Origin of the sequence: Azospirillum agricola (assembly GCF_020005195.1) — a bacterium.
Lineage (GTDB): Bacteria > Pseudomonadota > Alphaproteobacteria > Azospirillales > Azospirillaceae > Azospirillum > Azospirillum agricola.
On record NZ_JAIFZR010000005.1, the window covers coordinates 802,678 to 816,634 of the forward strand.

16 protein-coding genes are annotated in these 13,957 nt (G+C 69.5%); 7 read left to right on the top strand and 9 right to left on the bottom strand.

The genetic code is table 11. The annotated features are described in order from the left end of the window. Window positions 1–70: 70 nt before the first annotated feature. From JN22_RS18725 to JN22_RS18735, 3 genes are all read left to right on the top strand, one after another. Complete coding sequence (locus JN22_RS18725; protein ID WP_085555391.1) at window positions 71–1,699, top strand: hypothetical protein; 1,629 nt, start codon at window positions 71–73, stop codon at window positions 1,697–1,699. A gap of 349 nt (window positions 1,700–2,048) precedes the next feature. Then, window positions 2,049–3,932, top strand: coding sequence for a molecular chaperone HtpG (htpG, locus tag JN22_RS18730; RefSeq protein ID WP_085555392.1), 1,884 nt, complete (start codon window positions 2,049–2,051; stop codon window positions 3,930–3,932). Window positions 3,933–3,998: 66 nt separating this feature from the next. Beyond that, on the top strand, window positions 3,999–4,334 hold the full coding sequence (locus JN22_RS18735) for an endonuclease domain-containing protein (protein ID WP_179166187.1): 336 nt from the start codon (window positions 3,999–4,001) through the stop codon (window positions 4,332–4,334). Between the two features lie 64 nt (window positions 4,335–4,398). Here JN22_RS18735 and JN22_RS18740 read toward each other — a convergent pair whose 3' ends face one another. Continuing rightward, window positions 4,399–5,601, bottom strand: a complete 1,203-nt coding sequence (locus JN22_RS18740) for a sensor histidine kinase (protein WP_223677784.1) — start codon at window positions 5,599–5,601, stop codon at window positions 4,399–4,401. A 411-nt stretch (window positions 5,602–6,012) separates the two neighbouring features. On the opposite strand from JN22_RS18740, the gene JN22_RS18745 reads away from it, so the two are divergent. The 4 genes from JN22_RS18745 to JN22_RS18760 all read left to right on the top strand — a co-directional run bounded on the left by JN22_RS18745 (window position 6,013) and on the right by JN22_RS18760 (window position 8,123). Next, a complete protein-coding gene (locus JN22_RS18745; RefSeq protein ID WP_085555395.1) occupies window positions 6,013–6,447 on the top strand; it encodes a Fur family transcriptional regulator in 435 nt (144 codons plus the stop codon). A gap of 206 nt (window positions 6,448–6,653) precedes the next feature. Further along, window positions 6,654–6,917, top strand: coding sequence for a hypothetical protein (locus JN22_RS18750; protein WP_223677785.1), 264 nt, complete (start codon window positions 6,654–6,656; stop codon window positions 6,915–6,917). 71 nt (window positions 6,918–6,988) lie between these two features. Further along, window positions 6,989–7,684: an HAD family hydrolase gene (locus JN22_RS18755; RefSeq protein ID WP_085555396.1), complete on the top strand. Its 696-nt coding sequence runs from the start codon at window positions 6,989–6,991 to the stop codon at window positions 7,682–7,684. Between the two features lie 64 nt (window positions 7,685–7,748). Beyond that, on the top strand, window positions 7,749–8,123 hold the full coding sequence (locus JN22_RS18760) for a response regulator (protein WP_085555397.1): 375 nt from the start codon (window positions 7,749–7,751) through the stop codon (window positions 8,121–8,123). On the opposite strand, the gene sigJ is transcribed toward JN22_RS18760, so the two are convergent. The 8 genes from sigJ to JN22_RS18800 form a co-directional block, all read right to left on the bottom strand. After that, entirely contained in the window at window positions 8,112–9,023 is a 912-nt protein-coding gene (sigJ, locus tag JN22_RS18765; RefSeq protein ID WP_085555398.1) for an RNA polymerase sigma factor SigJ, read from the bottom strand. The genes JN22_RS18760 and sigJ overlap by 12 nt on opposite strands. Window positions 9,024–9,030: 7 nt before the next feature. Continuing rightward, window positions 9,031–9,480, bottom strand: a complete 450-nt coding sequence (locus tag JN22_RS18770) for a carboxymuconolactone decarboxylase family protein (RefSeq protein ID WP_085555399.1) — start codon at window positions 9,478–9,480, stop codon at window positions 9,031–9,033. A 99-nt stretch (window positions 9,481–9,579) separates the two neighbouring features. After that, on the bottom strand, window positions 9,580–9,861 hold the full coding sequence (locus JN22_RS18775; RefSeq protein WP_085555400.1) for a hypothetical protein: 282 nt from the start codon (window positions 9,859–9,861) through the stop codon (window positions 9,580–9,582). Between the two features lie 8 nt (window positions 9,862–9,869). Continuing rightward, window positions 9,870–10,337 carry a DsrE family protein gene (locus JN22_RS18780; protein WP_085555401.1) on the bottom strand — a complete coding sequence of 156 codons (468 nt, stop codon included), beginning with the start codon at window positions 10,335–10,337 and terminating at the stop codon, window positions 9,870–9,872. Between the two features lie 28 nt (window positions 10,338–10,365). Continuing rightward, complete coding sequence (locus tag JN22_RS18785) at window positions 10,366–11,181, bottom strand: HesA/MoeB/ThiF family protein (RefSeq protein ID WP_143268358.1); 816 nt, start codon at window positions 11,179–11,181, stop codon at window positions 10,366–10,368. A 123-nt stretch (window positions 11,182–11,304) separates the two neighbouring features. Beyond that, the gene (locus JN22_RS18790) at window positions 11,305–12,072 is read right to left on the bottom strand and encodes a hypothetical protein (RefSeq protein WP_085555402.1); all 768 of its coding nucleotides are present in this window, start codon (window positions 12,070–12,072) and stop codon (window positions 11,305–11,307) included. A gap of 251 nt (window positions 12,073–12,323) precedes the next feature. Further along, window positions 12,324–13,283 (bottom strand): cysteine synthase A, encoded by a 960-nt coding sequence (cysK, locus tag JN22_RS18795; protein ID WP_085555403.1) that lies wholly within the window; start codon window positions 13,281–13,283, stop codon window positions 12,324–12,326. 75 nt (window positions 13,284–13,358) lie between these two features. After that, window positions 13,359–13,814 (bottom strand): RrF2 family transcriptional regulator, encoded by a 456-nt coding sequence (locus JN22_RS18800; protein WP_085557233.1) that lies wholly within the window; start codon window positions 13,812–13,814, stop codon window positions 13,359–13,361. Window positions 13,815–13,957 lie beyond the last annotated feature (143 nt).

A 13,957-nucleotide genomic window follows, 5' to 3' on the forward strand; every position in this document is an offset into this window, starting at 1 on the left:
TTCAGACGATGGACCGGCGTCGCGTATCAGGCTTAACTGAGGCCAACCAACCCCTTGGGAGAGTCCCCAGATGCGTCGTCCGTCCGTCCGTCCCCTCACACCCGGCGCGCTCGCCGGCGGCCTGTTCGTCCTGGTCGCCGCCGCCTGGACTCCGGTCCGGGCCGAAGTGCCCGTGGTCGATGACGCCGGCGCCCGCGCCCTCGCCGCCACGCTGAAGAGCGGCCTCAACCGCTGGTTCCCCGCCGCCACCGAGGACAGCGAGGGCATCGGCTTCGAATGGGAGGGCGAGCCCACCGTCAAGCCGGCCGGCGACCATTACGACGTCGCCCTGCCCCGCCTGTCGGCGGAGGGCCCCGAGGGCACGCGGATCGAGGTCGGCACCGTCCTGCTGACCGTCACGCCGCGCGACGCCGGCCAGTTCGGCATCGCCGTCACCCTGCCCGGCAGGATCGCCGTCCAGCAATACGACGAGGAGGAGGACGACTACGCCGAGGCCGCCACCGTCACGCTGGGGCGCCAGAACTTCACCGGCACCTGGTCGGCCCCGCTGGAGACCCTGCTGACGGTCGATGCCGCCTACAACGACGTCACCGTCATCAGCCCGGACGGCAAGGGCAGCATCGCCATCGGCTCTCTGACCATGGCCCAGGACCTGAAGCCCGACGGCGCCACCACCTGGAGCGGCCCGGCCGCCATCGCCGTCGGCGGCGTGGTCGGGCTGGACGAGAAGAAGCGCGAGGTCTTCAAGCTCGGCGGGCTCGCCGTCGAGAACAGCTACGTCCGCGCCGACCTCGCCAAGATCGGCGCCCTCCAGAAGCTGTCGCAGCAGCTCGCCGCCAGCGGCAAGACCCCGACCTCGGCCGAGGTGCTGCCCATGCTGCGCGGCCTGATCGGCAGCGCCACCGGCAAGCTGCGGCTGACCGGCCTGTCGGCGACCGACAGCTCGGACGGCTCCACCGTCACGCTCGGCCAGCTCGCCTTCCAGGGCGGCATCACGGATCTCGACCAGGGCTTCGCCACCGCCAGCTTCGGGCTGGAGGCGCGCGACTTCGCCATGACGCCCTCGCCGGCCCCGTCGGCCTTCACGCCCAAGGCGGTCGATGTCCAGCTCTCGCTCGCCAAGCTGCCCACCACCGCGCTGTGGCAGACCTTCAGCGACCTGATCGTCGCCGCCGAGGCCGAGCAGAAGGCCGCCGCCGAGCCGCCCAAGAAGGGCGCCAAGGCCAAGCAGCCGCCGGCCGCCCCGGCGCCCGCCGCCGCCGACGTCGCCATGCAGAAGGCGATGGCCGCCCTGATCGAGGCGGGCAGCGAGCTGCGGCTCGACAAGCTGGCGGTCGACACGCCGGCCACCGCCGGCAGCGCCACCGGCGCGCTGCGCGTCGCCCCCCAGTCGCCCTTCGGCGTCACCGGCGGGACGGTCGTGCTGCTGAAGGGGCTGGACGCCGCCGTCAAGGCCTTGCAGCCGGCCCCCGGCGCCAAGCCCGACAAGGAGACCCAGGACGTCCTCGGCATGATCGGCATGCTCCAGGCGATGGGGCAGGTCAGCCAGGATCCGGGCGGCGCCGAGGTCCGCAGCTACAAGATCGACGTGACCGAGACCGGCCAGCTCCTGCTGAACGGCGCCGACATGGCGCCGCTGCTGGCCGGCGGCGCCGAGCCGGCCCCGGCCGAGCCGCCCAAGAAGGCCCCCAAGAAGTAAAGGGACGGGTCAGGCAACCGCCCTCCTTTCCCATCCGTCATGCCCGGCCTCGAGCCGGACATCCACGCGCAAACTCCCGACGCCCATGGCGGTACGCCCGTGGATGACCGGGCCAAGCCCGGTCATGACCTGGTCGGGAGAGCTGGCGCGCTGTTTCCGTGCGTCTCCCGGCCCAGCCGGACACTTTGCTCCACCAGCGCCGCGCAACCACGACGGGACGGGAAAACATCCCCGTCCCGTCGTGCGCGCGGTGTTTCTGCGCCCATGCCTCTTGAACCGGAGGGGTGCTCTCGCCTATCTCCGCCGTTCAAACGCTTCACCACGACAAGACACGGACGAAGGTGCCCCCATGACCGAAGAACGGCTCAGTTTCCAGGCCGAGGTCAGCCGCCTGCTCGACATCGTCGCGCACTCGCTCTACAGCGAGAAGGAAGTGTTCCTGCGCGAGCTGGTTTCCAACGCGTCGGACGCCTGCGACCGGCTGCGCTACGCGGCGCTGACCCAGCCCGAGCTGTCGGCCGAGGACCCGAACCTCCAAGTCCGCCTGCTGGCCGACAAGGAGGCGCGGACCCTGACCGTCGCCGACAACGGCATCGGCATGAACCGCGAGGATCTGATCGAGAATCTGGGCACCATCGCGCGGTCGGGCACCGCCGCCTTCATGAAGTCGCTGAAGGAGGCCAACGCCGAGGGCAAGAAGGACGTCAATCTGATCGGCCAGTTCGGCGTCGGCTTCTACTCCGCCTTCATGGCCGCCGACCGCGTCGAGGTGCTGACCCGCAAGGCCGGCGAGAGCCAGGGCTGGCGCTGGGAATCCGACGGCAAGGGCGAGTTCACGATCGCCGAGACCGACGGCCTGCCGCGCGGCACGAGGATCGTCCTGCACCTGCGCGAGGGCGACGACGAGTATCTGGAGGAGCACCGGCTGGGCGCCATCGTCCGCAAATACTCCGACCACATCGCCATCCCCATCGTCTTCGGCGAGGGTGAGGACGCCAAGTCGCTGAACAGCGCGTCGGCCCTGTGGACCCGCTCGAAGAACGAGATCACCGCCGACCAGTACAAGGAATTCTACCACCATGTCGGCCACGCCTTCGACGAGCCGTGGCTGACCCTGCACTGGCGGGCGGAAGGGGCGCTGGAATACACCAACCTGCTGTTCGTCCCCTCGACCAAGCCCTTCGACCTGTTCGACCCCAAGCGCGCCCACCGGGTGAAGCTGTACGTCAAGCGCGTCTTCATCACCGACGCGGCCGAGGGGCTGATCCCGCCCTACCTGCGCTTCCTGCGCGGCGTGGTCGACAGCGAGGATCTGCCGCTGAACATCAGCCGCGAGATGCTCCAGCACAACCCGATGCTGGCCAAGATCCGCGCCGGCCTGACCCGCCGCGTCCTGTCGGAGCTGAACAAGAAGGCCAAGGACACGGAGAAGGCCGCCGAATACGCGACCTTCTGGGAGAATTTCGGCGCGGTCCTCAAGGAAGGGCTCTACGAGGACTACGAGCACCGCGACGAGCTGCTGAAGCTGCTGCGCTTCCGCAGCACCGCCGGCGACGGGCTGGTGTCGCTGGAGGAATATGTCGGCCGCATGAAGGAGGGCCAGGACACCATCTTCACCCTGTCGGGCGACGATGTGGACAGCCTGCTGCGCAGCCCGCAGCTCGAAGGCTTCAAGGCCAAGGGCGTCGAGGTGCTGCTGCTGACCGACCCGGTGGACGAGTTCTGGATGCCTTCGGTCGGCGTCTATGACGGCAAGCCCTTCAAGTCGGTGACCCGCAGCGGCGCCGACCTCGGCAAGATCAAGGGCGGCGAGGAGGACAAGCCGGAGGACAAGGCGCCGGAAGGCGAGCTGGTCGACCTGCTGGCCCTGCTGAAGCTGACGCTGAGCGACGCCGTGAAGGACGTCCGCAAGTCCGAACGCCTGACCGACAGCGCCGTCTGCCTGGTGTCCGACGACAACGACATGGACATGCACCTGGAGCGGCTGCTCAAGCAGCACAAGCAGCTCGGCGCCGACGCGGCCGGGGCCAAGCGCATCCTGGAGATCAACCCGTCGCACCCGCTGATCAAGCGTCTCGCCGACCGGGCCAAGGCCGAGGGCGCCGCGGTGAACCTTGAGGACGCGGCGTGGCTGCTGCTCGACCAGGCCCGCATCGTCGAGGGCGAGTCCCTGCCCGATCCCGCCGCCTTCGCCCGCCGCCTGGCGAGCGCCATGGAGAAGGGGCTGGCGTAAGCGGAGGCGAAACCGAAGCCCCTCTCCCCTTGTGGGAGAGGGGTTGGGGTGAGGGGGCCGCAACTCATGACCACGGAACGCGCTCGCAGCTTGCGCCAAACGGCGACCGATGCGGAAAAGCTCCTTTGGCATGGCTTGCGTGACCGGCGTCTCGGCGGCATGAAATTTCGAAGACAGCAGACCGTTGGCCGCTATGTCGTTGACTTTCTTTGCTATGATCGGCGTTTGATTGTGGAGGCCGATGGCAGCCAACACACACCCGCGGCCGACGCCTTGCGAACGGCTTTTCTTCAAGCGCAAGGGTACCGCGTTCTGCGTTTCTGGAATCCGGATGTGCTTACGAATTTGACCGGCGTTCTGGAAACAATTCTCGCGATTGCGGAGGGGCGGGACATCGATTGATTGCGGCTTCGCCGCATCCCCCTCATCCCAACCCTTCTCCCACAAGGGGAGAAGGGCTTTTTCTTCACGCCCGCCCCATCCGGTCGGGCGGGAAGACCAGCGCCATCGTCGTGCCGCGGTCGGGCGTGCTGATCACGTCCAGCCGGCCGCCATGCAGCTCGATCAGGCATTTGGTCAGCGGCAGCCCGAGCCCGGTCCCGACATGGCCGCGCCCCAGCGCGCTGTCGATCTGCCCCCAGGGCTCCAGCGCCTTGGCCAGCTCCTCGCCGGACATGCCGATGCCGGTGTCGTGCACCGACATCCACAGCGATCCGTTCGCCGCCAGACGCGCGCTCACCGTCACCACCCCGTCGGCCGGGGTGAACTTCACCGCGTTGGACAGCAGGTTCAGCAGCATCTGGCGCAGCTTGCGCTCGTCCGCCCACAGGGCCGGCAGGTCGGGCGGAACCGCGGTGACGATGCGCACGCCGTTGCGCGCGGCGCGCTCGGACAGCAGGCGCGCGGTGCCGGCGAGCACGCGCGGCACGTCCACCGTCGCCTCGACCAGATCGAGCCGGTCGGCCTCGGCCTTCGACAGATCCAGCAGGTCGTTGATGAGATCCATCAGGTGCCGGCCGCTCTCCGCGATGTCGCGGGCGTATTCGCGGTAGAGCGGGATGGCGTGGGGCCCGAGGACCTCCTGTTCCAGGATCTCCGCGAAGCCCATCATGGCGTTCAGCGGCGTGCGAATCTCGTGGCTCATGTTGGCGAGGAAGGCGGTCTTGGCCCGGTTGGCCTGCTCGGCCTGCCGCCGCGCCGCCTCGAGCTGGCGGCTGCGCAGTTCGCCCTGCTCGGCCGAGCGCGCCATCAGCCCGGTGGCGGTGCCGAGGCCGAGATAGCGTCCATCCCGCACCACCACGAAGCCGGTCACCAGGGCCGCCGGCTTCAGCCGCGCCATCCGCCGGCCGATCTCGCTCAGGGTCAGGCCGGCCTCGACCGTCAACGGCTTGGCGTCCATCAGTTCGGCCACCGGCCGCCGCGCCACCTCGGGATCCTCGGCGAAGGCCGCCATCAGGCTGTTGCGGTCGATCAGCCCGAGCACCCAGCCGTCGCGGTCGACCACGACCAGCGCCGGCAGATCGGCGTGACGGGAAAAGCGGTCGATCGCCTCGGCGCAGACGCGGTCGCTGTCGACCGGCGCCACGGGCACGGCAAGCCCGGCGGCCGTGTAGGCCGCCTCGTCGTCGCGCGCCGCCGAGGCGTAGCCGATTGGGTCGGATGGCGTCACCGCGCTCCCCGCTGTCTGGACCGCCGCCGGTTCCGACCGGCCTTGCGGGCACCGGACAGGGTCGGGCAGCGGGTATCGTCGCGCCGGTCCCGACCGCAATCGGGCTGCGCTTGCAGCAAACGCTAGCAGCCGTTTATGAGCAATTGGTTTCCGAACGGCGTTTGCCCCTGCCTCCGCCCGGCCCGCCGCGGCGCCCGGAACGGCCTGCCGCCGGCCGGTCGCGCCGGTCGGAATAATGAGGCGCGCGGTCTTGCCATGGATCGGCGGCGGGGGCATTTGAGAATGATCTCGAAACACAGTATGATGGTCGGATATTCGGGGGCCGGGCGCAAATCCTGGTCCGGCCACCCGCAAAGCTCGCGGGCGGCCTTTCGCCGGAAGCGGTTAGAGACACGACAACAGGGGATTTCCATGCCTTCGCGCCTCGAGGATCTGTGTGTGCAGAAGGGGTTGAAGATGACCGACCAGCGGCGTGTGATTTCACGCGTGCTGTCCGACGCCACCGATCATCCCGACGTGGAGGAGGTGCACCGCCGCGCCTCCGCCATCGATCCGCGCATCTCGATCGCCACGGTGTACCGGACGATGCGGCTTTTCGAGGAGGCGCACGTGATCGACCGGCTCGATTTCGGCGACGGCCGCGCCCGCTACGAGGAAACCCGGACCGACCACCATCATCACCTGATCGACGTCGATTCCGGCGAAGTGATCGAATTCACCAACGAAGAGATGGAAAAGCTGAAGGAAAGCATCGCCCGCGAACTGGGCTATGACTTGATCGGCCATCGTCTTGAACTGTACGGCGTGCCGCACAACCGGCGCAACGACCAGGGCGAGGAATCCTGATCGTTTCGGGTTTGGGTGCAAATCCTAATCGTCTGCGCGCAAGGGGTGCCCGCGAACCGGGCATCCCCCGGAATCTCCAAAACTTTCACGGGCGGTTACGGCGCCCCACCGCTTGCGGAGTGCGCCGGGCGCGGCGCTGGTTCTTGACGGTTCGGGTTCCCAGATCAAGACTTGGACCCACCCCACCGACCGGAACCGGCCGTACCATGGACGACAGCAACACCGACCCCGTGCTCGCCCGCTTGGACCGCTTGTCCGAACTGCTCGTCCGCCGCCTGGACCGCCTTGAACAGAAGGTGCGCGGGCTGGAGCAGGACAACGGCGAAATCATCAACCTGCTGATCGCCGTCAAGGCGGGGCTGGAGGAAGCCTCCGGCGACCTGATCGCCCAGCTCGAGGAATTCCAGGCGGACGACCCGGTTCCCGACGACGACGGGCGGGACGGCCAGGCGGGCCCCATGCTGCACTGAGGTTTTCCCTGGCCGCAGGTCCCACGGAAAACCCTTGCCGGAGCGGCCGGGACCGCCGGATAAACGCGGCCATGCAGACCACCGACGCCAAAGCCGCGCCCCACGGCCTTTCACCCGCCATCGACCCGCCCGGCAAGGCCGGCGGCGGTCCCGGAGTCGCCTTCTTCGACTTCGACGGCACCCTGATCCACGGTGACAGCCTGCCGATGTTCGTCGGCGAGGTGATCGGGCGCCGCCGCGCCGCGCTGGCGCTGGCCGACGCCATCCGCTCCGGGCTGCACCGCCATGTGCGGGGGCGCGGGCCGGGGGTGGATTTTCCCGGATCGGTCAAGGCGATCTTCCTGAAGCGCACCCTGCGCGGCCTGCCGGTCGCCGACGCGCTGGCCGCCGCCGAACGGATGGTGCCGCGCGTCCGCTGGCATCCGCCGCTGCTCGACACCCTGAAGGCCCACCGCGCGCGCGGCCACCGCGTGGTGATCGCCACCGGCGCGCTCGACCTCTACATGCCGGCGCTGCTGCGCGGGCTGGGGGTGGACGATCTGCTCGCCACCGGCATGGAGGTGGTGGACGGCGCGCTGACCGGCCGGCTCGGCACCGCCAACTGCGTGCGGCTGAACAAGGCGGAGCGGGTGCGCGCCTGGATCGACGCCCATGGTCCGGTCGGCGCCACCTGGGGCTACGGCAACCGTCCGAGCGACCTGCCGATGCTGGCGCTGATGGAGCGCGGCGAGGTGGTGAAGATCCGCCGCGGCCACGCCCAACGGTAGCGCCGGTTTACAGGCCCGGCTCTCCGTTCTATAACCAAACGGTGATGAGCGAAGGAGACGGGCGGTGTTCAGCATCGATGCCGATATCCGGCCGCCGGGCCATGGCGGGCGCCGCGCCGTGGTGTCCGACCGCGACGCCGGCCAGCGCGAAGCGTTGAGCCGCCATCTGGCCGGGCGCGGTTTCCGCGTGTCCCAGGCCGACAACGGGCTCGACGCCCTGTCGATCATCGGGGAGGAGGCGCCGAGCGTCGCCCTGCTGCACGACGACCAGGGCGGCGACGGCGAACGCGCGGCGGCGCTGGCCGCGATGCTCTACCCGCAGACCCGCATCATCGTCACCGGCGGCGCCGCGCCGGCCGGCGACGGCCCCTTTCCGGTCCTGTGCCGCCCGGTCGACCTCGACCAGCTCGACCGCTGCCTGGACGCGCTACAGGCCTGACGGCGGCGTCACGTGCGCCAGCTTGTGCGGGTTGGCGATCTTGTACAGGCGCGTGATCCGCCCGTCCGCGATGTCCAGCGCCCACACCCCGCTGAACACCCCGCCATGGGTGGTCAGGAAGCCCGGCCCGCCATTGACCCGGACGGGCGTGAAGGCGAAGGCCCGGCCATGCTTGCGCTGCACGCCGATGATGAAGCGGGCGATGCGGTCGGCGCCGCGGATCGGGTTGAGCGCGGTCAGCGCCACGCCGCCGCCGTCGCCCAGCCACAGCGCGTCGTCCGACAGCAGCGACACGATCGCCGCGTAGTCGCGCCGGACGCTGGCCTCGGCGAAGGCGTCGGCCAGCCGGCGCCCCGCCTCGGGCCGGGCGGTGGCGGCGGAGGGTTCGGCCAGACGGCCACGCGCCCGCCGCATGATCTGGCGGCAGGCCTCGGCGGACTTGCCGAGGATGGCGGCGATTTCCGCGTAATCGAGATCCATCGCCTCGCGCAGCACGAAGACCGCCCGCTGGTCCGGGGCCAGACGCTCCAGCAGGAGCATCATCGCCATCGGCACCTGATCCGCCGCCTCGACCTCGTCGTCCCAGGAGGAGACCTCGGGTTCCGGCAGCCACAGCCCGTAATAGCGCTCGCGCACCGTCCGGGCGGCGCGCAGCCGGTCGAGCGCCAGCCGGGTCACCATCGTGGTCAGGAAGGCCGCCGGCGTCCCGACGGCCGCCGCGTCGACCGCGCTCCAGCGCAGCCACGCGTCCTGGAGCACATCCTCCGACTCGGCCACCGAACCGAGCAGGCGGTAGGCCAGCGACCGCAGCCGCCCCCGCTCGGCCGCGAAGACGGCGAGCGGGTCGTGGATGGCGGCGTCGCCAAAGGCCGTGTCGAGGGTGCCGAGGGCGGCGCTCATGCCGGCCTCAGGCGGCGGCCGGCGACACGGCTTCACGGTACTGGGCGATGCCGAGCCGGTTCCAGGCGTTGATCTGCGCCACCGCCACGGTCAGCACGCCGATCTGGCCGTCGTCGAAATGCCGCTGAAGCGCGCGGTGCGCCCCGTCGATCTCGTCGTGCCGGTTGCGGGTCAGCGCCTCGGCCCAGGCGAAGGCGGCGCGCTCGTCCGCCTCGAACCGGTCGGACGCGGCCCAGCCGGCGAGGGCGGCGAGACGCTCCTCGGTCTCCCCCGCGTGGCGGGCCTCCTTGCCGTGCATGTCGATGCAGAAGGCGCAGCCGTTGATCTGCGACACCCGCAGATCGACCAGATGGATCAGGCGGGCCGGCAAGCCGGCGGCGCGGAGGGCGGTGGTGGTCGCGATCATCGCGCGGTAGAGGGCGGGAGCGATGGCGGAAACGGAAAGACGGGTGTCCATGGTCGGCGCGTCCTTGGGCCTGGTTCGTGATCGCCCCTGTGACGGGACGGCCGGCGGAAACGTGACGCATGGCCGCCTTGCGCCTGGATCAACGCTCCGTCAGTCGCTTTCGAGGATCAGCCCGGCCGCCTCGCGCAGGATCGCGGTCTTGGCGGCGAAACGGCCGGCCGGGTCGCTCTCGCCGATCAGCTCGATCATGATGCCCAGCGCGTGGGCGACCCGTGGCGCCATGCCCGGCATCGCCCGCACCCGCCGCGCCAGATCGGCCAGGGCGTCGGCGTGGGGTTTGCCCTCGAAACCGTCCGTGGCGATGGCCTCGAAGCGGTTGGCGAGGTCGAGGACGGCGGCGTTGCCCGGCGGGGCGGGCTGGCGTTCAGGCATGGACGGGCTCACACGAACAGCATGGCGGCGCCCTTCGGCGCCTCGTTCAGGAAGGTGACGACGCCGCCGCCCTGCACCGGCACGTCCGCGCGCAGGGCCGCGCCGGCCGGCAGGCCAAGCGCCCGCAGCCCCATCTCGCAGGCCATCACGCGCACGCCGAGCAGGACGCAGGCCTCCAGCAGCTCCTCGAAGGTCGCGACTCCGTTGCCGGCGAACCAGCGGTCGCGCGCCGCCGGGGCGCTGCCGTCGTCGGCCGGGTCGAGCCCATGCCAGCCCGGCGCCTCCGGCCCGTCCCCGGGCAGCAGGGCCCCCAGGGCGCGGCCGGTGAAGAACAGGGTGACCGGCCGGTTGGTGGCCGCCGCCGCGCTGGCCATCACCAGCGCGTAATGGACCCGGTCGAACCCGCCGGCGAACAGGACGATCGCCAGCCCGGCCGGGTTGCCGGAGCCGGCGGATGGGGTGTCGGATGAAGACATGGCCGCCCTCCTCGGGCCGCGGAGCGCCTCAATGGGCGGAGAGATCGTGGGCGGAGAGATCGAGGATCGTCGGGTGATCGCCGCACAGCGGGCAGTCGGGATCCCGCTTCAGCCCGATGCGCTGGTAGGAGGCGTAGAGCGAATCCATCATCAGCAGGCTGCCCGACAGGCTCTCGCCCAGCCCCAGCAGTTCCTTCAGCACCTCGGTGGCCTGGAGCGAGCCGACGAAGCCGGCCAGCGCCCCCAGCACCCCGCCTTCCGAGCAGGAGGGCACCAGGCCGCGCGGCGGCGGTTCGGGGAACAGGCAGCGGTAGCAGGGGTGCGGCGGGCCGAGATGCGCCTTGAAGCTGCTCAGCTGCCCGTCGAACCGCAGGATCGCCGCCGACACCAGGGTCTTCCTGGCGAAGAAGCAGGCGTCGTTCAGCAGGAAGCGCGTGGCGAAATTGTCCGACCCGTCGGCGACGAGGTCGTAGCGCCCGATCAGATCCAGCGCGTTGTCGCGGGTCAGCCGGGTCCGGTGGGCCTCGACCGTGACGTCCGGGTTGAGGGCGCGGATGCGCGCGGCGGCGCTTTCCACCTTCGGCTGGCCGAGCGAGGCCTCGTCGTGGATGACCTGCCGTTGCAGGTTGGACAGATCGACCGAGTCGTCGTCGACGATGCCGATGGTGCCGACCCCCGCTGCCGCCAGATAGAGCAGCAGCGGCGCGCCCAGCCCGCCGGCGCCGACCACCAGCACCTTCGATCGCAAGAGCCGTTCCTGCCCGATCCCGCCGACTTCCGGCAGGATGATGTGGCGCGAATAACGGTGGAGCTGTGTGTCGGTGAAGTCCATGGCGCCGAGCATAGCGCAACCCGCCCCACCCGGCGCAAGTGTCCGCTCCGCTCTTTTCCGAAAGCGGCCGGCGGGGACGGCCGACGGGGACGGTTGGAGCGGCGGTGGTAGGAGTGGAGGCGGCCGGGGCGGCGGTCAGGCCGAGGTCGTGGTCGGCTTGGCCTCCGACGCCCATTGCTTCAGACGCGCCTCGCGCTCCCGAAGGATCTTGCTGACGCCGCTTTCCTGGTTCCCGCCCGTCGCGGTCACGGTGGTGTCGCGCGGCACGAAGCTCATGTGGAACGGGGTCGGTTGCTCCATCTTGGACGAGGGAATGATCATCATCTGATATTCCCCCGGCTCGATCTTGAAGGTCGGCTTGTTGAAGAAGTCCGTTTCCTGCTTGCTGTCGCTGGAGGCGACGACCTGACCGTTCTTGTCCGTCATCGCCCAGCGGGCGTTGGGCAGCGAGAAGTTGGCGATGAAGCTGCCGCCCTGGGCGACGTTCACCGTGTGCTTCTGGATGCCGGTGTCCGCCCCTGCCACCGGCTGCGCCATGCCCTTGAACGTCGCGCCGGCGGCGGTCATCAGCACGTTCTGCCGCTCGCTGATGTCGAGCGAGAAGTCGCGGGGCTTTGCGGTCCGGTTGGCCTCGGTGATCACCGCGGTGTAGGTGCCCGGCCCAAGCTTCGCGCTGGTGTCGGCGACCTCGGTCTTGGAATTGAGCTGGGCAACGACCTTGTTGTTCTGGTCGAGGATCTTGACGTTGGTGAAGGTGTTGTTGATCTTGAAATTGAGTTCGGACGCCTTGCCGACCTGGAACTGCTGGTAGGACGCCTTGCCGCCGTCGGAGGCAAGCTCCGTCGTCTTCCCCTTGATGCGCGAGAAGCTTCCCAGCGTCACGTTCGGTATGGAGACACCCATGGCGGTCACTCCCCATCGGCAAGGGGCACGCTCGGGCAGGCCGGATCGCCGGAGCGGCGGATGATGGAACGAATTTACTAAAATACGATCAAATCGTCAAACGGGAACCGTGTCCCGGTACGGAACCGCACGCCCGATCATAGCCGAACCGGCGCGGGCGCACAACGCTGGATGGAAGCCCGGCGCGGAAACCGCCCATGGAAGCCCGACCGCGCGCGGAACGGCGGCGCGGCCGGGCTTCGGCCGGAGGCTTACTCCAGCCCTTCGAACAGGGCGGTCGACAGGTAGCGCTCGGCGAAGGACGGCAGGATGACGACGATCTGCTTGCCCTCGTTCTCCGGACGGGCGCCCAACTCCAGCGCGGCGGCCAGGGCGGCGCCGGACGAGATGCCGACCGGAACGCCTTCCAGGCGGGCGACCTTGCGGGCGGTCTCGAAGGCGCGCTGGTTGGAGATGCGGATCACCTCGTCGATCAGATCCTTCTTCAGGATGTCGGGCACGAAGCCGGCGCCGATGCCCTGGATCTTGTGCGGGCCGGGCATGCCGCCCGACAGGACCGGGCTGTCCTCCGGCTCGACCGCGACGACGCGAAAGCTGGGCTTGCGGGCCTTGATGACCTCGCCGACGCCGGTCAGCGTGCCGCCGGTGCCGACGCCCGAGATCAGGAAATCGGCCTGGCCAGCGGTGTCGGTCCAGATTTCCTCGGCCGTGGTGGCGCGGTGGACCGCCGGGTTGGCGGTGTTCTTGAACTGCTGGAGCAGGTAGGCGTTCGGGTCGGCGGCGAGGATCTCCTCGGCCTTGCGGATGGCGCCCTTCATGCCTTCCGACGCCGGGGTCAGCACCAGCTCGGCGCCCAGCAGCTTCAGCATCTTGCGGCGCTCGACCGACATGCTCTCCGGCATGGTCAGGATCAGCTTGTAGCCCTTGGCGGCGGCGACGAAGGCCAGCGCGATGCCGGTGTTGCCCGAGGTCGGCTCGACCAGCGTGGTGCGGCCGGGCGCGATGGTGCCGGCGGCTTCCGCCGCTTCGATCATGGCGTTGCCGATGCGGTCCTTGACGCTGGCCAGCGGGTTGAAGAACTCCAGCTTGCCGAGAATCTGCGCCTTGACGCCCGCGTCGTCGGCCAGACGCTTCAGCCGCACCAGCGGCGTGGCGCCGATGGTGTCGAGCACGCTGTCGTAGATCCTGCCGCGGAATTCGGAAGCAGCCATGATTCTACCTCTTTCCTCTGTCTTTTAAGCGGTTTCAACACCCTGACTGGAATTTACCCACTCCGGCAGGGGGAATCAAATCGTAAAGTCGATGCGGTCTTCCGTTTCGCTCTCCACCCCGGCGGCCCGCGCGCGCATGCACAGATCCTCGATGGTGATGGTGTCGAGCTGCTTCATGGTCTCCTCCTGAAGCTCGCCCCACAGCGGACGCACCACCTTGTGGCCGAGGATCGAGCCGGCGGGCTCCTCGATCGGGTCGGTCGCGGTCTCCATGGAGCGGACGACCTTGACGATCTCGCCCAGCGTGATCCGCCGCCGCTCGCGGGCGAGGCGGTAGCCGCCGCGCGGGCCACGCACCCCCGCCAGCACGCCGTCGCGGACGAGCTGCTGGAGCACCTGTTCCAGATAGCGCTTCGGAATGCCCTGGCGGCGGGTGATCTCTCCGGACTGCACCGGCTCGGTGCCCGCGTTGTAGGCGATGTCGAGAACCGCCTCGATGGCGAACATCAGCTTCTTGGAGATGCGGAGCATCACGGCCACTCCTGAACGGTCCAATGGGTGTTGCGGGCGCGGACTGCCCGGTTTGCATCCGGCGGGTTGGGGAACGCGGACGGCTTTCCCCAGCCGGGCTGTTGGTTGGAAATTGTTTTACATCGGAGAGGCGGGAATTCACA